The following is a 22242-nucleotide window of genomic DNA, read 5'->3' as shown; positions in this document are numbered from 1 at the left end:
CGATCACCACTCTGCGAGTGCACGTTGACCATGAACTGACGAGAGGACGAGAACGAACGTCAGTACGCCACTTAAAGCCGCAGCACCGCCGAGGAAGAACACCCATTCCATTCCCACTTCGCTCATCAAGTAGCCTCCAACTATCGGTGCGAGAATTGCTCCTGGACGCCAGACCAACGACCGAATTCCGAAACTACTCGCAATCCCCTCGCCATCGCCCTCGTCGGCAAACAACGCCATACTTGCGGGCTCTCGTAGACTATCGGCGAGACCAAGCAGGCCATTCAGGAGTAACACCACGGGATACGCTGGAGAGACGTTTCCGAGAACGGGGAGTGTCCCTGGCAGTCCGAGCGTCGAGCCAAGGGGACCAGCGAACGGGATTGCGAGCGCCACGAGCCCGTAGATACCGCCACCAGCGAACACGAACAGCGCTCGCCCATACCGGTCAGAAAGGCGACCCATGTACGGCTGGGAGACCATGTTCATGAACTTCTCCGCGGCGATGACCGTCCCGACGATGAACGGACTTAATGCGAGGCCACCGCGTGCGGCGGAGACGCCCACGTAGATCGGTACCCACTTTCGGACGAGGGTGACGGCTACTGCGTACTGGGCGCGGAAACTCGTGAGCGTGAGAATGCGTTGGTTGAACGCGAGGTCAAACAACGCGAAGCCAGAGACTGACGTGTCGTCCGGATCGATGAACAGCCACACACCGAGCAGTGCCGCCGTGAGGAGCAGTGCGAGGATCGCAAAGATTGGCGTGAAGCCGAACTGCTGGTAGAGCAGTCCGGCACCGAGCGTGCCGATGATGCCTGCGGCCATCCGCCACGAGTTGTACTTGCCGATGACGTTCGCGCGGTCACCAGCGGGTGCGAGTTCACTGATCAACGCGAGGCTGATGAGTCCGGTCCCGACGATGCCAAGGCCCTGTAAGGTTCGCGCGGCGATGAACCCGAGACTGCTCGAAATCGCCGCAAAAAGCAGGTATGCACTGATACTCGTTACGAGCGCGATGAGGAGGATGGTCCGTTTGTCGTACCGATCGCCGGCCCAACTTAGAGGGACGATAGCAACAGTTCGCCCGACGCCTAATGCGGTGATGAACAGTCCGACTGCAACGCCTGAGGGATCGAGGACGTCGATGTACGTTGGCAGGAGCGTGAGGATGGTGATGAAGCCGAGGCTGCCAGCAAACCGCGTCAAGTACAGGGAATAGAATTCTGCTCGCGTCGAGCCCATGGTCTCATCAGTCGTATTCCGTACGCGGGAAAAGGACTTCTGATTCCAGAAATTCCTATAGACAGAGTGTCGAGTGCCTCGGGGAGTGACCCCGAGCGGTTCTCTCGGTTTCGCAGTTTTACCTTACGGACTCCATCGGGGCCGACAAGGTCTTTGCAACGGCGTGGTGAGATTGAACCGTGACAGCAAGTTGTCCTGCCTGTGACACACTTGTGATGAATAAGATGGGGACTTCCCACGACAGTGACGGCAACAGGGTCCTGCGCTTCAAATGTCCCGACTGCGGTCACGACTGGCAAGTCACATTCTGACGGAGACTCGGAGTCTCGCCACTACAGATATCCGTTTTCGAGAAGATTACTACCTACAGTGCCATTATCGGGTGTGCGTCAATAAATACCAATAGCCACAGCCTTTACTTCCCTCTCCCCTATATTCACTATACAGTTTGCCTTGGATCAGGGGACTATTACTGAGGCGACGGCCCATGCACTCGTGAATTCAAATAGTCCGGATTCTTCGATGGACTGTGGTGTCAGCGCCGCGATCTGCGAACAGGCACGTGGTCCGATAATGGACGAGATTAATCAGCATCGACCGGTGTCCTGTAGTGATGTAATTGTCACTGACCCCCATGGGCTGAACGCAATTTATCTGCTCCATGCGATATCGAGTCCCGATGAGGGCGACGCAACGGAGCAGAGCATTCGCGATGTGACTCAGACCGTACTTGCACGGGCTGATGCATTGGATTGTCGAACGCTCGTCCTTCCAGTCCTCGGCTGGGGTGGTGGCAGCTATGAACTCGAGGCGGGCGCCCGATTCATCTGTGAGAGGATTTGGGCGTTCGAACCCACCTCGCTGGCTGACGTACGGATTATTGGCCATACAGAGCAACAACTCGAACAGCTTCGTGCTGTCGCGTACGAGGTCAGAACAACGTCCCAAGCAGAGATTTTCGGGGTGTCCGTACCCTTTTTCAGTACCGGCCTCTGAATCTCTCGTACCTGCATTTGAATCGCGTGAGAGCATGAGCGACATCCAACTCCAAGTCAAGCAAGCATATGCAAACGATACCGGACAGGGAGTTGCCCGACTGGCCCCTACCGTGCTTGAGGAACTACAGCTCACGCCCGGTGGGTTCGTGACCATCGAGGGCAGTACTACGACCGTTGCGAAGGTCCAGCAGACCGACTTCGAGGACTGGAACGACGAAACGATCCGTATTGACGGGTTTACGAGACAAAACGCCGACGTCACGCTCGGCGATCACGTTACGGTGCAGAAGGCCACTCTCGGGGCTATCAGGCACATCATCTTGGCACCGACAGAGGAGGTCCACGTTCCCATCGGCCCGAATGTCGCAGGTCTCATCGAACACCAACTCCGTAATCGGCCCGTCAGTGAAGATGACCTCGTTCCGGTCGATTCCTCCGACCAGCCGTTCGTCCAAACACCGGGCGAGACGCTTTCGCTCATCGCACTCGAAATCAAGCCCAACCAGACCGGTAAAATCACCGAGAAAACGAGCATCACCATTCGTGAAACACCAGTGACCGACCAATCCACGACAGACGACCACAACATCATCACATACGAGGAGATCGGCGGGCTCGAAAACGAAGTCGAACGCGTCCGTGAGATGATCGAACTTCCAATTGCCCATCCCACGGTGTTCCGAAAGCTGGGCATCGAGGCACCAAAGGGTGTCCTGTTGCACGGGCCACCGGGTACCGGAAAAACGTTACTCGCAAAGGCGGTCGCCAACGAAACCGACGCTTCATTCCACTCGATTGCCGGTCCGGAAATCATCTCCAAGTACTACGGCGAATCCGAGGAGGAACTCCGCGAAATATTCGCGTCTGCTAGCGATAACCCGCCAGCCATCATCTTCCTCGATGAACTCGATTCGATTGCGCCCACGCGTAACGACGTGACTGGCGAGGTCGAACGACGCGTCGTTGCCCAACTCCTCCCGTTGATGGACGGCCTCGAAAATCGCGGTGACGTCGTCGTAATCGGCGCGACGAATCGACCTGACGCGATTGATCCCGCACTTCGGCGTCCCGGACGATTCGACCGCGAAATCGAAATCGGCGTACCCAGCGCACACGACCGGGAGGAAATTCTTCAAATCCACACGCGTGGCATGCCACTTGCCGACGACGTTGACCTCGACCAGCTCGCTGCCGACACCCACGGATTCGTCGGCGCAGACATTGCATCACTGGCGAAAGAGGCAGCGATGCACGCACTCCGACGGTATCTGCCAGATATTGACCTCGACGACGAGGAGGACGCGGAGATTCCACCGGCACTCCTCGATCGCATGAGCGTGACCACGACCGATTTCGACAGCGTTCTCAGCGAGATCAAGCCCTCCGCGTTACGTGACGTGCGCGTCGAACTCCCAGACGTAACGTGGGACGACGTCGGCGGGCTCCGGGACGCGAAGCAGGCCCTCCGAGAGAGCATCGTATGGTCGCTCCAGTCGCCAGAGAAATTCGATCGGTTGGGAATCGATTCGGTCACGGGAGTGCTTCTCTACGGACCACCGGGGACGGGGAAGACCCTGCTCGCGAAAGTCGTTGCGAACGAAGCTGACGCGAACTTCATCCCGGTTCGGGGTCCCGAAATACTCTCAAAATGGACGGGGGAGTCCGAAGCGGCGATCCGCGACACGTTCCGGAAAGCACGAGAGTCTGCACCGGCGGTCGTTTTCTTCGACGAACTCGATAGCCTTGCAGCTGGCCGTTCACAGGGATTGGGTGGGGAGAGCTCGGATCGACTCGTCAATCAACTCCTGACCGAACTCGATGGAATCCAACCGCTAGAGGACGTCATGGTGGTCGGGGCAACGAACCGCCCGGATATGCTCGACGAAGCAATCCTGCGGACCAGTCGATTCGATCGACTCGTCAACGTTGGCGCACCGGACGTTGAGGGACGTACACAGATCTTCAAGGTACAGACAGATGACACACCACTCGCATCGGACGTGAGTTTCCGAGACCTCGCAGAGATGACTGAAGGGTACGTCGGAAGTGACATCGAAGCGGTCGCCCAAGAAGCAGCAATCAAAGCGTTGCGTGAACAGGCGGAGCCATCAGAGGTTGCACTGCATCATTTCAGCAAGGCAATTGCGGATGTTCGTCCGACCATGACAGAGACAGTCGAAACACGGTACGAACGTATCACGGACGACTTCGAGAATGGCCAACTCGATGACGGCAGTGTCAGTGGACCACGAGGGTTCCGTTAACCCTCGGTGCTAGTTAGGATCTCTGTGACTACGACTTGCGTCTCGCCTACAGCGCTAACCGACCAGGTTTGAACGCAAAGTTCGTCCTGTAAAAGCGGGACGGCCTATTCGATGTGACCTTCAGCGCGGAGCTGGTCGGCATCCTGTTGGTTGTAGCGCCATTCGACGTTGGCCTTCTCGTCCTGCCAGTCCCAGGGTTCGACGAGGACGACATTGTCTTGTTCGATCCAGACGCGGTACTTCATCCGCCCGGGGATGCGGCCCATTCGATTCTTCCCGTCTTCACACCGGACGCAGACGTGGTTTCCGCCGTTGTGTTCGGTCACGACGCCGAATAACTCGTCGTCAGTCGGCATGCGAAGATTTCGACGGTCTGCGTTTTCGCTCATACGTCGTAGATACTCCGGGCACGGAAAAAACCTCTTGAGTCCTTACTGACAACAAGGGCACCCCAATTCATAGAATCGTCACCGCTGAACAGGGATGAACAACTTCCAAAATGTACTGCCACCCGAGAACCGCAAAACTGTCCTACTCCCGCCGTTGTGCCCTAGAAAGAAGGGTATGTCAGAGGCTCAGGCAGTCGAGTTGCGTTGCGAGTGGCAAAAGAGCAGAAGGCCCCACAACGAGCGCGCCTGATTGGTCGTGGGGAACCGTTCTGCGTCCTGTCCTCAGCCGAATGGCCTCATCGGACACCGCTATCGCTACCGTCAGAACCGTCCAAAGAGCGAGTCGCCGTGACGGTTCAACGTAGCTACCACAGCCGGTTAACAGTTACGGATTGAGAACAGCGACGATCGAGCTACTGTTGCCAACAACGGTTACGGTATCCAGTTTGGTTGGGCCATTCAATGAACCCATTTGGGAACAGAAAGTATTTACTACACTCCATACATCCTTCGAGATACCTCGGGTAGGGGTACACGAGGTGCGTTTTTTATAGGAAATACTGAAAGGACTAGCTGAAAACCGAGTGTAGGACGTAGGCGAGTGAAATTCTACTCTGCCATGGGGGCCACGGATTTCCCGAGTGTTTCAGTTACTCGTCTTCGGTGTCGTCTTTGATGTCCTGGAGTTTGTCGACGAGGTCGTCGGTCGAGGCACCCGTTTCAAATTTGAGTTCGCCTTCGTGGTCGTTTTCGTGAACGCTCACGCCTTCGCCGTCGTCGTCAGTGTTGACCTCCTGATTCTGTTGCTCGGATTCATCGTAACTCCCAAAACCCATATGCGTTCATAGGAGCGTCGAAGACTAAAATCGTTCGATTGGACCTTGGAACCAATCCACGAGGAAATCCGGTTGTTCAATACTCTGTTCGCACCAAAAGAGATCAAGTTCGGTTGGATTCTCTCTGCCACGTATCTCTCATATGGTACTGTTCAATGTAATATCAGACCCCCTCCCGTTTTTGAGGACCGGCATAGAGAGTGTTCGTATGGAGTTCACAGTCGTTCAAGGTGATATCGCATCACAAGAGGCCGATGGACTTGTGAACGCCGCAGGGACCAGTCTCCAGATGGGAAGCGGGGTCGCCGGTGCGCTTCGCCGGGGCGCGAACGGACCAATCAACGACGAGGCCGTCTCCAAGGGCCCTGTCGAACTCGGCGCGGTCGCCGTCACTGACGCATACGAGTTGGACGCCGAGTACGTCATTCACGCGGCAGCGATGCCCCACTACGGCGACGGCCAGGCGACGGCAGAGAGTATCCGTGAAGCGACACGGAATTCGCTGGCGAAGGCCGATGATCTCGGTTGTGAGTCGCTCGTGATCCCAATCCTCGGGACGGGAGCCGCTGGTTACGAGTTCGAAGATGGAGCTCGACTCGTCTGTGAGGCAATCCGGGACTACCAGCCGACGGCACTGTCCGACGTCCGAGTCATTGCGTACTCCCAACGAGAATACGAGGTACTTGAACGAATCGCGGAGGATGTCCGAAAGAGTGCGTAAGTAGATAACCCAGTTCAGGCGACTGTTGCTTCGAATCTGTCCCGTATTGCATCGACGATTGTCTCGCGGTCGTACTTGCCCGCCGTCGCATTCACGAGCGCGATCTCGTCTTCGTCCGTCGGAATCCAAATCTGGAGGAACCCTTGAGACCCCTCCATGTACTCGACGCGTGACGCAGGCTTTTGCCAGAGCTCGGCCTCGTGCTCCGTGTACTTCGGGTGAATCCCTTTCGGAAGCGGTTTCGTCGTTTCCAAACTGAAATCCGGATCATCCTCCAACACCGTTCTAATGTCCGCAGAGATTGTGTGACGATCTGCTTTCTCTTCGACTTGTGTATGAACTGTTTGGACCGTTCGCGTGATGAACTTCTCCAAGTTCTTGTCGGGGACGATTTTGGCAGCGTCGTCGAAGATGTCCTGTTCATGGGGACGTGGTATGCCGCTCACGCCAGAGACAACTCGGTCGTCCTCCGGGTTGTGACAGATACCGAGATTTAGCCGTGGGCGCTCACCGACCTGTGGACGATACGTATCCCGGAGTTCGAGGAGCCTCGCAATCTTGAGTTCGGTGTACACGCCGTAGTACTTCTGCAGGAGAGCTTTGAACTCCAGCATCTCCTGCTCAGAAGGCGAGAGGAAGATAAATCGGCGGACGACGTCTTGGTTGGGGTTGTCATCGTGGTAGAAGAAGGTGTGATGCTCGTAATCGTCGAGCGCGAACCAGACGAGATAGTCAATGGGGCCGTCGTCGACGAAAATCGCTTCCTCAATTGGTTGCTCACTGAATTTCGGACAGCGGTCACGAAATTGATCGACGAGTTGTTGGACGTAGTCTCCCGGGTCGAGGCCGTATTCAGAAATGAACTCCCGCGGCATACGCGAAAATACACACAAGTTCGGATAAAAACCTCTCGAAGTGAGCATCGTGATACATGGATATGGGGTAACCTACGGGTGAAGTATCCTGAACCATAATACTGTTCGATCGCATAACCCGTTATATGCCTTCTCAGCTGAGCGGCGCAACCGTGGCAGCGCAAGAGACGGAAACGGGCGACAGCCGACCGCCGGAGTCTAAGGACGATCAAGACGCGGAAAAACACTCGACGAGATTATCGACGCCTATACCAGCTAAACGCCTCTTCACGGAACGATCATGTGAGCCAGTTCCTCAGTACGTGTCTGGACCGACCGTTTCTTTCCGGCGTTCGAGGAACATCATATCTCTTCCTGTTCTGGAAACTGGACGACAAACCGGCGATTCGGTGAGGGCGAAACCTCAAACCGAACCTCACGGACTAGCGAAAAGTATCGACGACGCCCCTCCGTATACGATTCAAGGAGGCCACCATCCACCAACACATCGAGGTGATGGGTGGCTGTTTTGCCATCCATCCCGACTTCCTCCATCAGCTCGGACACGTACATATCCCGCCGTGAAAGGACTCGGAGGATGTCGAGTCGAGCTTTCGACCCGAGTATCTCGAGTGAATCCATAGTGGAGATAATCTTCCAAAGAATACTTATCCGTGTCGAAGGCTAACTCCCGGCTGAACCATGCCTGAAGTGCCCGCCGAAGACGAGGAAGCGAAGATGAGCACGATCACGGATGGCTACTTCGAGGAGGAGTACTATATCAGTGCAGAGGACGCTGGCGAGTTCCTGATCGAGCTGGGCGAGCAGTTCCATGATTCCGACGAGATTACCATCACGGGTGACGACTGGGAGCTGCCGTTCGCGTTTGGTGAGCCGATCGAGTTGGATATCGAGTTCGAAGGCGACGGCGAACCGGAGCTGGAAGTTGAAGTCGAACTCTCCGGGCGGGTCGAAGATGAGGTCCCGAACCTCGAATAGCAGAACGCAGGTTCGCCACGCAGACGAGCAGTTCTCTTCCTTCATGGACAATCTAACTAGGTGTGCGACTCAGACGTAGAATCGGAACAGTGAGGGAAGAGTATAGTAAAAGGGGCACAAATGACGGAAAAGCGTACACCGCAGTCACCGAAAGCCGCACAATTACAGGAAGCAATCGATACGATCGTCCAGACGTTTGACCATCCGGTAGAACTCTCAATTCACTATTCATTTGTAGAAGGAATGAAACGCACGGAAGTTGAGATACAAACGTCTGACGGGGTGACAACGTACGAATTAGTCTACGACGGTGAACGTGATGACGCAGAACCGGAACTTACCCGGACTGAATAAGGAGACCAACACCCACCATTGAACGGCTAGTGGCCAAAAGAGAGCTACGAGGATGACCCTATGTCGATCAGCTGTAACGACTGTCTGATATGGAAGTCTTTTTCTTCCACGTTTTCTGCATCAAGTGCCTCTTCTAGGTGATCCGTCGCTTTGGTCGTGGCACTCAGCCCTCTCACGTCCCTTATTACGATTGGTGGCGGGATAGCTCTTGTCGTTCTCCACTCTTCACGTAGCATTTGTATCAGTAGGGTATCAGGGACGTCCTGATTCAGAAGACGTGTCGCCGCCTTCACCACCTTCCATCCGGTGGGAGAACGGCGTGGCCGAGAGGCCGTGTGCGACGAGGGAAGCGCACAACAAGAGCGATGCGACCGGCCAGATACTGTCCAACCCGGTCTGTCGTTCAGCGAGCATCGCATAGAAGAGCGTCGAAATCCCGATTGGACCGAACCAAGCAGTAAACACCTTCTCCTTTCGCGTGTGGAGGGGCCGGAACCACCGAGATAATCCCAGGATGACGGGCGGTCGCCGAAGGAGTAGAATCAGCACTGCAAGTAAGAGTCCACGCCAACCAAGTTCCAGCCACGCGTCCCACGGTATCGCCAGGCCCACGAAGACAAATGCCGGGAGGACGAAAAACTTCGTCATTGCCTGCTGTATCTGTGCTTCTTCTGTCGGCTCATCAGTACCGGGTCCCATCCGGTAGGCAATGCCAGCGACGAACGCAGCTAAGACCCCGTCAACCCCGAGCAGACGAGCCGCACCTAAGACGACGAAGGTAAGCGCGAAGGTATACGCGAGGAAGGTCCCCTTCTCGACGATACCCACAGATTCAGTCCACGTCAGGAGTCTCGACGAACCGTACCCGAGAATCGCGCCGAGGAGCACAGCGCCACCGATTTGCCATCCAATCACGTTGACGAGCCACTGCGAAATGACCTCTCCCTGTGGTTGTGTTAGGACAAGTATCGGGAGCAAAACCAGGGGATACACGGCTCCGTCATTGGCACCCGACTCAGCGGAGATGAAGTGACGGACTCGTTCAGGCACGTACTTCTCCGCGATGTCGCCGGTCACGATGGTCGTGGCGACGATCGGGTCGGTCGATGCGACTGTGGCCCCGATGAGCATCGCCACCCAGAACGAGACGCTGAGAAGCCCCCACACGAGGAGGCCGCTCACCGCCATCATCAGAACCATGCCGAGACCCAGGACGACCGCAAGCGACCGCCAGTTCTTCAACGGATACCCGCTTGGAAGACGCAACGCGACGCCCATGTCCGCGACGGCGAGAGTCACCCGCGAGACCTCCTGAAGAAGTTGGGTTTGGTCACCGGTGGCGGAGAGACTCAACAGACCCAGCCCCGCCGGGCCGAGGATTACACCGAGGGCGACGCCAGTGAGTGGTTCGGTAAGGTACCACCGTTTCTGGAACCACTTCGTGAACACCCCCAAGAGCAAGACGACCAGGCCGAAGAGGAGGAGCCAGCTGTATAGCCCGTTCATGGCTCACTGAGAGACTGCGTCGTTCGTTCGTCGGAGATGATCCGCCCGAGAGTCGAGCCGTCCCCGACCGAAGTGATAACCAAAACCTTGCCGTCTGACTCAAGGACGAGCGCTTCGACTTCATCCATCGAACCGACGTTCTCTTTCTGAACGGCCCCCCGTAGCTCGTTCTCAGTCACGCGCTGATCACGCATCGCATCCTGAAGGAACTCCCCATGGAAGTAGAGCAGCGTTGAGTCGTTCGTAACCGCTTGTTCGAACCGAGGCCATCGCGTCTGGAGCCACGCAACGGTGTATTGTAGGACGATGAGGAGTGCGAAGGCAGTGAGAGCCTCCGCGAGTGCAACAGAATTGGCCGTGAGGGCCCGACCGAACACCGCCCCAAGCGCGACGGTCACGATGAAGTCGAAGACGTTCATGCTCGCAATCGTTCGACTTCCCGAGAGGCGGAGGAACACGACGAGAGACACATACATCGCAATGCCAACGACGATGACTCGGAGGACTGTCTCCCAGCCGGCAAAGAAGAAGTTGACACTACTCATTGTTTTCAGATGGCCAGTACCATGCATCGGCGGTGACGGCCCCGAGCAGTTTTCGCCGACGCTCGCTCAGCTCGTCGAGGGCCTGGGCGAACTCTTCATCCGAAACCGTGGGGACACCTGCCTCACGAAGGCAGTCTAAATCAGGAGGCGGGGGGGTTTCGTCAGCAGGTTGGATGCCCATGGAATGGAGCGTCTGAAGGTAGGCCTGTGTGCTCGACCGTGCAGTATTGAGGAGGGGAGTGTTCGGTCGATGGTCCTCGGGAACGCCGAACCGGAGCATAGTGAGTGCCTCGTCGAAAATAGCGACGGCCAACGCCGAGGCGTCGTCTTCCTCGTTGCTGTGGTAATAGTGTAGTATCGGGTAGGCCTTGTGTTGCTTGGCGAGACGACCTACGTCGGACGCCAGCGTATCGAGTGGGAGATCAAGTTCGCTGAGGTCCTCGCCATTCCAGCCATCTCGGACGAACGCTTCACTTCGTGTTCCGATTCCAGTGACTGTCGAAGCGAACGAGCGTTTATCGACGACCGCGCCGAGCACCGACAGGACGTATGAGACGCCCATTGTCACGAACAGCATCCCGCTGGCCGTTGTGAGCGACGTTGCAATCTGCCAGATGCCGTCTGTTGGCGTGAAATCGCCGTTCCCCATCGTGAACAGCGAATACGCGACGAAGTACGTACGCTCCGCCCAGCTGATGGGGCCGGTGTCACGTGTGTCCGTGAGCGCGTTCTCACCGCCAGCGAAGATGAACGTCCACCCGCCCCAAATGAGCGCGACCCACATCGTAAGCATCAACGTGAGAATGATTGGGCCAGCGAGATTGAGAAGTCGTGTCTGGCCGCCGCCAAGCGTCCGGAGTCCACGCCAGGCTCCGGTTGTCAACCGGGTGGAAAGGGGGCCTGCACCACCGTTTGCCCAGAGCGTCGTCCAGAGGAGGTCGATAATCGACGAGATTAATAGGAGACTCCCGAGAGCGAGAAAGAAGAGATTTTCAGTGGTCATCGTTCTGAGTGAGTGTCTGCGGGAGAGCACCACTCGCCGGTAACGTCGTGGCGAGATGAATGGTCCCCGCTTGTACAGTTGACGGACACAGTCCTCTCCAGTGGCGATGGATAGGCAGACCTACTGACGTGCATGGTTGTCTGGATTGACGGTTCGTAGGCACTTTGACGTTGTGCGCCTCCAACTCCAACGGAGGTAGATCGTTTTAAAGACTGTCGTGTCGCTGGGGAATTTGAGATAGAACGTGCGAACGCCATCGGTGATGGTTGTCCCTGCTCCGTTCGCACACCTACCTAACGGTTATTTCAGTAGAAAGATGTCGAACAAATATTGGTACAACAGAGCCACGAATCAGTATTTCCGCAGGGAATACGCTGCAATTGGACTTTAGATGTGATCTTCGGTGATTCGTAACTGACCGTTTACTTCGTACAGGTAGCCGCGTTGGAGGAGTTGTTCCAACGCGGCCTCAACAGTTGCCTGTTCAAACTCGTCAGAAAGGCGTTTCTTTGCCTCGTCAATAGGGAGTCGACCATCTGCTGCCGTGATTTGGGGTTTGAGCGTTTCCAAGACCTCCTTTGCATAGGACGGGAGGGGTTGTTGCATCTGTAGGAACTCCGTGCGTTTGGGACAAATGAGTTCGACGTATATGAACGTCCGCCCCTGTTATAACTCCGTGTTCGTCGACAGTACGCCATCTGTGTCATTCCAGTCTGTTCCCCAGTATTTGATGGAATTATGTGTAATAGTTAAGCCAATTGGCGTTGAAGCGCCGCTACAGGGTGAAACCGTGGGAATTGTCCACGACGTCTGTTCACTATTGGATTCTGATACAGAGGCCGTGTCGGCGTATGAATGCCGACGATGTGAATCCGAGTTCGACCTCCAGTATCACGTCTGTCCTGACTGCAGAAGCTATCAAGTCGAACGCACCACCTGGCAGTTCGATCACCAATAGTAGACTCTTCCACTGGGCCGAGCCATCATTGGTGGCTCGGCAGTGATTCAACGAAGTGCCACGTCAGATACACGATTCCGACGTTATACCAAGGTACATCCTATTAGAGAATCTACAACCACGTAGAATGACGCCCGAGATCGCACAATGCCCCGAGTGCGGCTGGACCGGGAGCGAATCCGAGTTTGAAACCAATGACGGCAACCAGATGTGTCCGGTCTGTCAGCACGTCCTCAGCCGAGGCTAACCCGCTACAGAGCAACTCGTATTTAATTGGCAGTGGACCATACAACGCATGCTCGTTGAATGGAAGTGGCGGCTCAGTTGCCATCGTCATCACAAGGGGCTCAGTGGGGTAACTATTCGTCATCGCCGCCAAGGGTGAGTACAGGTTCCACAGTAAACAAAGGTCTGTTCTCGTTCGAGTTTGGGCGTTAACCGACAAGAGGTCCAGAAGGGAAGGCACGTTCTGGGAGTGCTCGGTCATGCCGAAGTTCGTATGGCGCGCGAGTTGGTACTCCCAGGTATGGACGTCACCTTTCTCGGAACCAGTGGAGCCATCCCCACCACCGAACGGAATCCGAGTGCGATCCTGCTTCGGCGCGAGGGTGAGCGGTTCCTCTTCGATGTCGGGGAAGGGACGCAACGCCAGATGATGCGCTTTTCGACCGGCTTCGATATCGACGCGATCTTACTGACCCATCTGCACGGCGACCACGTACTCGGACTTCCGGGATTGCTCCAAACGTTGGACTTTAACGAACGAACAGCGTCACTTCCAATCTACACGCCAGCAGGAACCGCCGATACCGTCGCACACTTGCTCAAGGCGACGAAGACGAATCCGATATATCCAGTCCCCATTCACGAAGTCAGTCCCGGTGATGCTGCGGTTGACCGCGACGAGTACACGATTCGGGCCTTCGAAACGAATCATCGAACGATATCGGTGGGATATGCGCTCATCGAGGCCCAGCGCAAAGGACGATTCAATCGTAAACGGGCCGAAGAACTTGGCGTTCCCGTTGGACCAAAATTCCAACAACTCCATGAGGGCACCCCTGTCGAACTTGATGATGGAACGGTCGTCTACCCGGAGCAGGTGGTTGGCGACCCTCGGCCCGGACGTCGAGTTGTGTATACGGGTGATACCCGACCGACGGACACCACGGTTTCCGCTGCGACGGACGCGGATCTTCTCATCCACGAAGCGATGTTCGCGTCCGACCGGGGCAACCGGGCCAAACAGACGGGGCACTCGACGAGTCGAGAGGCTGCCGAGATCGCACGTCAAGCTGGTGTCGACCGACTCGCACTGACCCATATTTCATCCCGCTATTCAAACGAGACTGAACAGTTAGAAACCGAAGCGAGTGAACTCGTTAATACAGACGTCTGTATCCCTGCTGATGGGGAGTCGCTCACAGTTCCGTATCCCGACTCGGACTAAGACGTGAATGTATTTCTCCTGTCCTCATAGGAGTTTGCGCGAGAGCGAGCGGAATCGGGGAAAGAGACCATCACTGCTGAAGTCCGCAATGAGTGACTGAATCGTCTCGGGGTCCGGTGCTTGCTGTGAGAGCGTTCCGTTTTCGAGCGCAGCCGACACGTGGTGGAGGAACGCAATCGCGTTCGTCCGCGCCTTCTCCTTCGTTTCATACTGCGCAACGGGATAATCGTGTCGCGTCACCGTTGCCCTCGGTGTAATCGTCGACAGCCGGAGTTTGTAAAGTGGTGCGTCGGACACATGCGTGAGCACGGAGACGAGAACTGTCGTTTCAGTGTCGGTCTGATACTGATATTCGAAAAGGATGGACTCCTGCTGCTCAGCGGGTGGTACTTCAACCCATCCTTCGGGCAGTTCCGTATGCGAATCAGTCATTCGATCTCACCAATTAACGGCGGTTGAGATGTGCTCGCGTCGATCGGAGCTCGAACTCGATTCCAGTATCAGGCTGTTCGGTCACCCAGAGGATGCCATCGACACAGGTGGCAAGTTCCGCCATCGTGTCTTCGTCATGAGCCGTGTAATCGAGGCCGAAGAGGCCAAGTCCACCTGGAGTGCGAAGCCCGGAAATGCGATCGAGAACCGTGGAAACCCGTTCGACGGGGTTGGAAGCTAAAATTGGCGAGAGGGAGCGAATAACGAGATGGCGCTGCCCTGGTGTTGGCCCGCTCGTCTCGACTAGTTCAGAGAGGGCGAGGACAAGGCGTTCGAGGTCATCTGGTGCGGGGATAGAGATCGTCGGAAGGTCCTCGTAGAGGGCCGTGATATACTGATCGGACGCCATATCGACCAGACGGAGTTGTGGAGGGTCAGCATTCGGACAGACGCGTTCGTACTGGCCTCTGGTCTGTGATGCACCTTCGGTCGTCGTGACGACGAGTGCCGTATCAGTGCCGCTGCTGTAGTGACTGAGGGCACGGAGACAGAGTGCATATTCTGTCGGGTCAATCGTCCCAGCAACCAACACCGTTGTGCCCGCTGCGACTGCATCGGGGAAGGACTCAATAATGGGGTCACCGCCGTCTTCGTGTTGCTGTGATACGTCCTCCATGGTCGTTAGCCCTCACTCCGAGACTGTGGCCGACGTGGTGATCCAGCCAGTCGCGTCAGGGTTTGCTCCGGATAGTACCTCGCACCACAAAGCGGACATTCAGCAACGTCGACGGTACCACGCCACGGCGTCGATATGGGAAGGTCCTGAACGTGGCGGGTTCGCTCGGTGAGGGCTGTCCCACAGTCGGCGCACGGAAGGTCTGTTTCGTGGGTCATGGGTGTGGTGTCTCTGGTAGGTACTGCCCAGCCCCGTCAGGGACACCCAGCGACCGCCGGGGACGGACCGCCGTGGGCACGGCGCATCTCAGAGCAGTGCCATCGGAGGACGCCCCTGCATGGTGGCGAACCGATGGGCGAGTGGAGAAAGGACGGGACGGAGCCCTGAATACGGTTCCACCTTTTGTCGTGACCGATAAATAGATTTCGTCCCGATGAACAGCATCACGCCGATTACAGCTACGAACTGACGCAGGAAGTTACTCAAGACGGAACGTTTCCGTGTTCTTTGGGGCAAACGTCCTGAGATTAAATTTCTGGTAGAGGGCTGATGAGAGCTGATCGGTCGCTGATTCGTCGCCGTGGACGCAGAGAATCTTGTGTGGACGCGGATCCATTGTCCTGACGAAGTCCTCGAGGCCGTTTCGGTCAGCATGCCCGGAGAACCCGCTGACTGATTCGACGCGGAACTGGAGTGTGAGTTCTTTCTCGCGTCGACGGTCACTGAACGGAATCCTGCGTTCGCCACGTTGAATCCGCCGACCGAGTGTCCCCTGTGCCTGATACCCCACGAACAGCAACAGATTCTCCGGGTCACCGCCCAGTAGTTCGAGCCACGACATGATCGGCCCGCCAGACACCATCCCTGACGTCGAGAGGATGATGCACGGGTCACCGGCAGCAATCGCGTGGCGCATCTCCTCACCGCCGTCGACTTGCTGGAACTGGTCCCCAAGGAACGGATTATCGCCGTCGTGGAGAATCCGCTGTCGTAACCCATCGCGCAGGAACTCGGGATACGCCGTGTGAATGGCCGTTGCCTCGCGAATCATCCCATCGAGGTAGACCGGCATGGTCGGAATCTTGCCCTTGCGCATCGCCTCTTCGAGGACGAGCATGAGTTCCTGCGAGCGCCCAACAGCGAAGGCCGGGATGACGACCGTTCCGTCGTCCTCGTACGTGTCGTTGATAAGGGTAATCAGTTTCCGTTCGCTATCTGCTTGATCCGTCTGGTAATCGTTTCGCCGCCCGTAGGTCGATTCGAGTACGAGCGTCTCGGCACGCGGGAACTCGTTCGAAGCCCCGTTGAACAGGCGGGTGTCCGAATAGTGGATGTCACCCGAAAAGACGAGATTATGAAACCCGCTACCGACGTGGAAGTGGGCAACGGCACTACCGAGGATGTGCCCCGCATTGTGGAGCGTGAGTTTGATGTTTGGGGCGATATCGGTGACATTGCCGTAGTCGAGCGGAATCGTATGCTTGAGTTCCTCGCGGACCATCTCGCTCTCGTACGGCGGTGTGCGCCCCTCCTTTGCAGCCACATCGAGATAGTCCAGTTGCAATAAGCCCATCAAGTCCCGTGTCGCCTCCGTCGTATAAACGGGGCCGTCGTAGCCGTATTTGAAGAGAAGCGGGAGGAGGGCGCTATGATCGAGGTGTGCATGGGTCAGGACGACTGCATCGAGGTCGGCGATTGGGTTCGCCTCCGGGAGTTGCAGATAGGGCACTTCGCCCTCGGCGCCGGGCTTATCACCACAATCGATGAGAACTCGTGTTTCTGGCGTACTCAAGATGAAACTCGCCCGCCCAACTTCGCGGCAACAGCCCAGCGTCGTCACGCGAACCCACTCGGGGTCCTGATTGGACTCACGATGAATCTGCTCGCCGACGCGCTCAAGGAACTGCCGTCGGTCGCCACGTTCTTGTTTGAGGAAGTTCCGCACGTTATCGACCGTCGATGACTCCATCGGTGGTGTGCGCAGGACCTCTGGCGTCCAGCCGACAGCTTGCGTGATTTCGCGGAGCGTACTGGCACGACTCCCAATAACGAGCCCTGGCTTGTCGGCTTCGATAAGGACCTCACCGGTCTCGGGATAAAATTCGAGATTCGTAATGCCCGCCGCGTCCGGAATGAGATCGCGTATACGGGGCTCGGCATCCACCGGACTTGTCTGGGTGCCTGGGGCTGGCCGAACGGTGATTCGTTTCCGGACGGTACTCGCGAGTTGGCGAATCAATCCATCCCGCTCAGCAAATTCTCGTGGGGTGTCGGTGTAGAGAATCAGTTCAGGGCCTTCGTACGTGACCTTCGAGATGGTGAGTTCATCAGGAATCTCGGCTTTAAGTTCAGCGGTTATCGCTTCAAGTGTACTTGTACTAGTGTCTGTACTCATGTGTATCGTGCCTCGGGTCGTTTCTGGGTGCTGACGAGGAGGGTGAAACTAGCCATCGGTCCTGGGAATCATCTGTCAATTCGAGTGCGGACATCACTCTGAACCGGTACGTCTCTGTCAAGCTGTATCAGCCACCTCAGGGGGAGACAGAACCCATTGACCGACAGTGACCGATACAGCGTACTCATCAGTGTGCAAACGAACGAAATCGTTCACATGAGACTAGTTGAGTCGCTGTATAAACCTTTTCCGACGGCGCTCCCCGAGCGTTCGTCATGAAAAGAGGATGCTATCCCAACGATTAAGCGAACGGAAGTTGAATGTATATCTGTCCAACGTCCGCTAGTCGAACGACTATGCGAAAGCGGAGTATACGATGGAAAGGGCCCGATGAGGCCATCCGGCTGAGGGCATGCAACGGTCATCTACAGGGGTCAGTGTCCCTGCCACTGACCCCTCGTGATTCCCACGCAAACCATACGTGGGTACGACCGACGAGGAGTTCGTGTCCAGGTACCTTGTACCTGGGACGGACTTCCTTCTGCTCTTTCGCCAAATTATTCACCAACTCGGCGCTAAATCAGATACATTCGACTCGTTTATCATTACGAGGTGTATCTAGAGATGGATTCCTCATGATGCAGAGAATTTACCGTAAGCAAATCCAGTATTATTATTTTATACTTGATTAATATAAATAATTGTATTAGGTATGAAGGGGAGTGACAGAGTTACCTTGCTTGGCCATTGAGATCAAGCACATCTCGAAATCGGGTGCCAATCAAAGATACATATATTAGCTATTCCGGTAACTATAGAGTCAGTAGTTATCAGAGTATCTATAGAAGTTACTTCGGAGTAAATCACTCCTGGTTCTCAAGGCTACATTGTCACGGCGTTTGAGGAAGTGTATGAAGTCCATGAGCAAGCCAAGGTTATAAATACGGGTGGGAGATAAAAGGTGTGCTTCAACAGATGAAAGACAGAAGATGGGACGATAACGGTGGCCCAAATGATATCCGAGACCAAGCAGTAACGTGCAATGAACTGCGAGATGTCCGCGAGGGTGACGTAATTGCGCTTCGAGCAATGGACAATCACCACGCTATTACATACGTCGCCTCGGGAACTGTGACAAAGACACGGGCGTTCAACAAGAATCCGGAAGAGGACCTTGAGGCGTTAGAAGAATCTACTGATCAACAACATAATCAGGTTCCGATTCTCTACTTCGAGCCTAAAACATACTGGTCGTGGGATAATGGCAAATTCGCTGATAAAAGCGAACAATTACGGAATCGGCCCAAAGTGCGGAATCCGGAGATGGATGAACCGCAGGACCCTCCTCAGTGTACCGTGGTCTATGACGAAAAGAAGCAGCTACAATTCTTTGTTCCGGAGGCAAGGGGAGGTAAGGCGGGAGAGATATATTATATGATGCGGAATCTTGGAACTATTGTTGACCTCGTGTACGGAGGAATCGTTGCGCTCGAAAAACTAATTCCAAAAGGTTGTGAACGCCGCGGTTAAGCCCCTTTCCTACCACTATGTATTGTGTAACATTAAATTTCGAGCTGGAATTATAACAGTAGTAATTGACACTTGTACTTTGAAGTTGGACTCACCTTCGACGATTGGCTATGGTGGAATCTTTACTTCTGATCGACAGCGATTCATACGGGATAGTACGGATATGTGTTACTGCATAGAACGCCGGGACCTTGGACGCTGAGCGGATCATTCCCGATGGCTGGACTGCTTAGTTGTGAGTGTAGGTATTCTTATTTACATATCATTCACACGTTTCCTTCTCATAGTCTCCGTCCGGCGTCCACGGCCAGCGAGCCCAGAGGTCTACCAGTCCTGGGTCGATGCAGTCATCGCACAGGAGTTCGTTCTCACGAGCGGCCTCGAAATCGTATGCGCGACTGACATCGTAGATCTCTGCATAGTACCAGACAGCTTGCTGTCCGCAGTCGTGACACACGGCTTCATCCCAGGCGATGCCGTACTGCTTCAGTATTCCAGTGACGTCTGACGAGTTGTTTTGCAAATCGAGGTGAGAGACGACTTCAGGGTTGTTTTGCTGCGTGGCCAGTCCGCCGTCGACGCAGTGACTGTCTGAGGGTATGGGATCAGTGTAGTTTTCGAGTTTCTCGTCCGGCGTCCATGGCCACGTCTTCCAGAGCTCGATGAACGGTCCCGAGATACACTCATCACACCAACAACGCGTGATTCGGCCCTCATCGGAGTCGAACCCAGCTTCCGCTTGAATCTCGGACGTGTACCACACGGCGCGTTCGCCACACATCGCACACACGTCTTCGAGACCATCCACATCGAGGAGTTCGAGTATCTCCTTTGCATTCGGCTCCAGGTCTAAGTGGTAAATGATCTCTTCAAGATTCTCGTCAAATGCAGTCGATTCCACCATCTCCAACTCGGTGTGCTCGGTCATAGCAAACCTCGATACGTCCAGTCAAATTTAAAGGTTAGTATTAGATACCATACGATTGGTTTCTTGTCTACTGGGTATATGATGTTAAGGCGATTCGCTATCTTCCGGCAGTCCTCAAACCAGGAATCCACCTCATTAATGGAGTCGGCGATGTCCAATTGGGTGAAAGAGTTTGAATACGCTCCTTTGGATAGTCAAGTATATCGAAGATTTCCTTCGCATGATAGGCCTTATTGCAGTCTTTCCCTGATTTCCTATAGGACGCCTTCGTCTTCAAGCGCATCAATCGCATCTCACACTGCGAAGGACTGAATTCCCGCCATGAAACCTCCGTAACTCCGAACCTATGATGGGATATTCCACTAAACGAGTAGATTTGAACCGGTGATAGAGGCCCCCATAACACGGTATTATGGGGCGCTTCGGACAGATCTCCACCCGCTGGGTGAGTCTCTCGACACGCACGACCTTCACGCGCTCAACGACCTCGGGGTCGTTCCCGCTAACGGCAGTCTTAACGAACTGCCTGCCATCGTCAAGATCTACGTCAAACTTGATGACTACTGGACACGGACCCACCGCTCTGAGCTAAATGAGTTGTTCATTGACCGCCGCGTCCACGTTTTGAGCTGCTGTATGCGTGGTTTCCGTTCCCGGTTTCCTCGTCGTACACTCGAAGTTGAGTCCGGACGTTCGGGACGTGCGCTGGATGCTACTCTCGCTCCGCTTCTCGACAATGACTTCATTTCTCGAACGGACGATAAGGAGGCTGCCTACACTGTCGATGAACACCACATATTGTACCGGCGTACTGAACGGCTCTTTGACACACTCCTTGAACAAGCACCTGTCCTCTGTGACCTCCTCCCTCCAACGAACTTCTGATACGATACCCCGTCTGGTGGGGATGTCATAACATTCGCCCACCTGTCTCGTGTAACCCTCCCACGGTTTGGTTCATGACGAAAAACGCCGACAGCCAGATCGAGACGCTTCGAGAGAAGATTCGAAACGGGGAACGAGAGCTCGATGACGCTAATCAGGAGGCTCTGCTAAAGTTCAGTAACGGACTCTTCCTCATTCCGAGTCAAGTCGGGGATCAACGGCATCTCAAGCTACTCCGCCATAACGTGAGAATGGCCGAGCACGCTGGAAGTCCGGTCGATGCGCTCGAAAGCGAGGATGCTGCGAAAGAGATCGTTCGATGGATTCACCGCACGTACGATAACCCCGAGACTAACCGGGACTACCGAGTAGCGCTGAAGCAATTCGGGCGGCGCGTTACCGACCGAAACGGCGACGATCCGCCTGAATCGATGGCTTGGATTCCATCAAACACTCCGAGTACGTATGATCCGGCTCCTGAACCTAGTGATATGCTTCAGTGGAAGGAGGACGTACTTCCTCTGATCGAGGCGACGCGTAATGCTCGTGATGCAGCGCTGATTGCTGTGGCATGGGATGCTGGACCGCGGTCTGGGGAGCTTCGCAGTCTCACTCTCGGTGACGTGACGGAGTACGCACACGGCTATCAAATCACTGTCCGAGGAAAGATGGGACAGCGGACGGTCCCCCTGATTCCGAGCGTTCCCTTCCTCCAGCGGTGGTTCGCCGATCACCCGGGTGCTGATCCGGACGCACCCCTGTGGGCGAAATTGACCGCGCCAGAAGCACCCAGCTATAACGCCCTTCGAACCGCCGTGAAGGACGCGGCAGACCGGGCAGGAGTGAGTAAACCGGTGACGTTCACGAACCTCCGAAAGTCGAGTGCCTCCCACCTCGCCTCACGAGGACTTAATCAGGCACACATCGAGGACCATCATGGGTGGACTCGCGGAAGTGACGTTGCTTCCCGGTACGTTTCCGTCTTCGCTGACGACACCGGTCGAGAAGTCGCTCGTGCCCATGGGTTGGAGATCAGTGACGCGGAAGAGCCTGAGTCGACGGCTCCGGTCGAATGCCCGCGTTGTCATCAACGAACTCCACGCGAGAAGGATCGGTGTCTCCACTGCCGACAACCAATCGACAAAGAGTCAGCCCTACGGGAACAGCAAACGTGTGACTGGTGCGGAGCCGCAATAGCGAACTATTCCGACCATATTCCGAATTGTTCAGCGGTGCACGTGAGTATAGAAGGAAAGTAGTAAGCTGCGGCTCGC

General features: G+C 55.6%; 21 protein-coding genes. 8 read left to right on the top strand and 13 right to left on the bottom strand.

The genetic code is table 11. From position 1 onward, the window contains the following. Positions 1–3: 3 nt before the first annotated feature. Positions 4–1245, bottom strand: a complete 1242-nt coding sequence (locus M0R89_RS15305) for an MFS transporter (RefSeq protein WP_248649947.1) — start codon at positions 1243–1245, stop codon at positions 4–6. Positions 1246–1740: 495 nt separating this feature from the next. Here M0R89_RS15305 and M0R89_RS15300 point away from each other — a divergent pair, with 495 nt between their 5' ends. Together M0R89_RS15300 and M0R89_RS15295 are read left to right on the top strand one after the other, a co-directional pair. Continuing rightward, the gene (locus M0R89_RS15300; protein WP_256468589.1) at positions 1741–2241 is read left to right on the top strand and encodes a macro domain-containing protein; all 501 of its coding nucleotides are present in this window, start codon (positions 1741–1743) and stop codon (positions 2239–2241) included. A gap of 34 nt (positions 2242–2275) precedes the next feature. Continuing rightward, a complete protein-coding gene (locus M0R89_RS15295) occupies positions 2276–4507 on the top strand; it encodes a CDC48 family AAA ATPase (RefSeq protein WP_248649945.1) in 2232 nt (743 codons plus the stop codon). A 104-nt stretch (positions 4508–4611) separates the two neighbouring features. On the opposite strand, the gene M0R89_RS15290 is transcribed toward M0R89_RS15295, so the two are convergent. After that, positions 4612–4896, bottom strand: a complete 285-nt coding sequence (locus M0R89_RS15290) for a translation initiation factor eIF-1A (RefSeq protein WP_256468568.1) — start codon at positions 4894–4896, stop codon at positions 4612–4614. A 650-nt stretch (positions 4897–5546) separates the two neighbouring features. After that, on the bottom strand, positions 5547–5732 hold the full coding sequence (locus tag M0R89_RS15285; protein ID WP_248649944.1) for a DUF5786 family protein: 186 nt from the start codon (positions 5730–5732) through the stop codon (positions 5547–5549). A 208-nt stretch (positions 5733–5940) separates the two neighbouring features. Between M0R89_RS15285 and M0R89_RS15280 the strand changes: the two genes are divergently transcribed. Continuing rightward, the gene (locus M0R89_RS15280; RefSeq protein ID WP_248649943.1) at positions 5941–6453 is read left to right on the top strand and encodes a macro domain-containing protein; all 513 of its coding nucleotides are present in this window, start codon (positions 5941–5943) and stop codon (positions 6451–6453) included. 14 nt (positions 6454–6467) lie between these two features. Here the strand turns inward: M0R89_RS15280 and M0R89_RS15275 are convergent, their stop codons facing one another. Beyond that, positions 6468–7328: a hypothetical protein gene (locus M0R89_RS15275; protein ID WP_248649942.1), complete on the bottom strand. Its 861-nt coding sequence runs from the start codon at positions 7326–7328 to the stop codon at positions 6468–6470. A 342-nt stretch (positions 7329–7670) separates the two neighbouring features. Continuing rightward, positions 7671–7949 (bottom strand): winged helix-turn-helix domain-containing protein, encoded by a 279-nt coding sequence (locus tag M0R89_RS15270; protein WP_248649941.1) that lies wholly within the window; start codon positions 7947–7949, stop codon positions 7671–7673. A gap of 60 nt (positions 7950–8009) precedes the next feature. Here M0R89_RS15270 and M0R89_RS15265 point away from each other — a divergent pair, with 60 nt between their 5' ends. Further along, the gene (locus M0R89_RS15265) at positions 8010–8306 is read left to right on the top strand and encodes an amphi-Trp domain-containing protein (protein ID WP_248649940.1); all 297 of its coding nucleotides are present in this window, start codon (positions 8010–8012) and stop codon (positions 8304–8306) included. A 606-nt stretch (positions 8307–8912) separates the two neighbouring features. On the opposite strand, the gene M0R89_RS15260 is transcribed toward M0R89_RS15265, so the two are convergent. The 4 genes from M0R89_RS15260 to M0R89_RS15245 all read right to left on the bottom strand — a co-directional run bounded on the left by M0R89_RS15260 (position 8913) and on the right by M0R89_RS15245 (position 12320). Next, on the bottom strand, positions 8913–10166 hold the full coding sequence (locus M0R89_RS15260; protein ID WP_248649939.1) for a cation:proton antiporter domain-containing protein: 1254 nt from the start codon (positions 10164–10166) through the stop codon (positions 8913–8915). Further along, complete coding sequence (locus tag M0R89_RS15255; protein ID WP_248649938.1) at positions 10163–10711, bottom strand: DUF421 domain-containing protein; 549 nt, start codon at positions 10709–10711, stop codon at positions 10163–10165. Before M0R89_RS15255 ends, M0R89_RS15260 begins: the two co-directional genes overlap by 4 nt. Continuing rightward, positions 10704–11744, bottom strand: coding sequence for an ion channel (locus M0R89_RS15250; RefSeq protein WP_248649937.1), 1041 nt, complete (start codon positions 11742–11744; stop codon positions 10704–10706). The genes M0R89_RS15255 and M0R89_RS15250 overlap by 8 nt, the downstream gene beginning before the upstream one ends. 357 nt (positions 11745–12101) lie before the next feature. Continuing rightward, positions 12102–12320: a hypothetical protein gene (locus M0R89_RS15245; protein WP_248649936.1), complete on the bottom strand. Its 219-nt coding sequence runs from the start codon at positions 12318–12320 to the stop codon at positions 12102–12104. A gap of 878 nt (positions 12321–13198) precedes the next feature. Here M0R89_RS15245 and rnz point away from each other — a divergent pair. Further along, positions 13199–14122: a ribonuclease Z gene (gene rnz / locus M0R89_RS15240; protein WP_248649935.1), complete on the top strand. Its 924-nt coding sequence runs from the start codon at positions 13199–13201 to the stop codon at positions 14120–14122. 24 nt (positions 14123–14146) lie between these two features. Here the strand turns inward: rnz and M0R89_RS15235 are convergent, their stop codons facing one another. The 3 genes from M0R89_RS15235 to M0R89_RS15225 form a co-directional block, all read right to left on the bottom strand. Next, positions 14147–14554, bottom strand: coding sequence for a hypothetical protein (locus tag M0R89_RS15235; RefSeq protein ID WP_248649934.1), 408 nt, complete (start codon positions 14552–14554; stop codon positions 14147–14149). A 13-nt stretch (positions 14555–14567) separates the two neighbouring features. Further along, positions 14568–15230, bottom strand: coding sequence for a DUF7504 family protein (locus M0R89_RS15230; RefSeq protein ID WP_248649933.1), 663 nt, complete (start codon positions 15228–15230; stop codon positions 14568–14570). A 478-nt stretch (positions 15231–15708) separates the two neighbouring features. Then, a complete protein-coding gene (locus tag M0R89_RS15225; protein ID WP_248649932.1) occupies positions 15709–17625 on the bottom strand; it encodes a beta-CASP ribonuclease aCPSF1 in 1917 nt (638 codons plus the stop codon). Positions 17626–18588: 963 nt separating this feature from the next. Here M0R89_RS15225 and M0R89_RS15220 point away from each other — a divergent pair. After that, positions 18589–19155: a hypothetical protein gene (locus M0R89_RS15220; RefSeq protein WP_248649931.1), complete on the top strand. Its 567-nt coding sequence runs from the start codon at positions 18589–18591 to the stop codon at positions 19153–19155. Positions 19156–19417: 262 nt separating this feature from the next. On the opposite strand, the gene M0R89_RS15215 is transcribed toward M0R89_RS15220, so the two are convergent. Continuing rightward, positions 19418–20083 carry a hypothetical protein gene (locus M0R89_RS15215; RefSeq protein ID WP_248649930.1) on the bottom strand — a complete coding sequence of 222 codons (666 nt, stop codon included), beginning with the start codon at positions 20081–20083 and terminating at the stop codon, positions 19418–19420. Between the two features lie 384 nt (positions 20084–20467). On the opposite strand from M0R89_RS15215, the gene M0R89_RS15210 reads away from it, so the two are divergent. Together M0R89_RS15210 and M0R89_RS15205 are read left to right on the top strand one after the other, a co-directional pair. Further along, positions 20468–20968 (top strand): hypothetical protein, encoded by a 501-nt coding sequence (locus tag M0R89_RS15210; protein ID WP_248649929.1) that lies wholly within the window; start codon positions 20468–20470, stop codon positions 20966–20968. 74 nt (positions 20969–21042) lie between these two features. Next, the gene (locus M0R89_RS15205; RefSeq protein WP_248649928.1) at positions 21043–22227 is read left to right on the top strand and encodes a tyrosine-type recombinase/integrase; all 1185 of its coding nucleotides are present in this window, start codon (positions 21043–21045) and stop codon (positions 22225–22227) included. Positions 22228–22242 lie beyond the last annotated feature (15 nt).

It is taken from the genome of Halorussus limi (assembly GCF_023238205.1).
Taxonomy (GTDB): Archaea; Halobacteriota; Halobacteria; order Halobacteriales; family Haladaptataceae; genus Halorussus; species Halorussus limi.
This window is presented reverse-complemented; position numbering and strand designations above follow the sequence as displayed.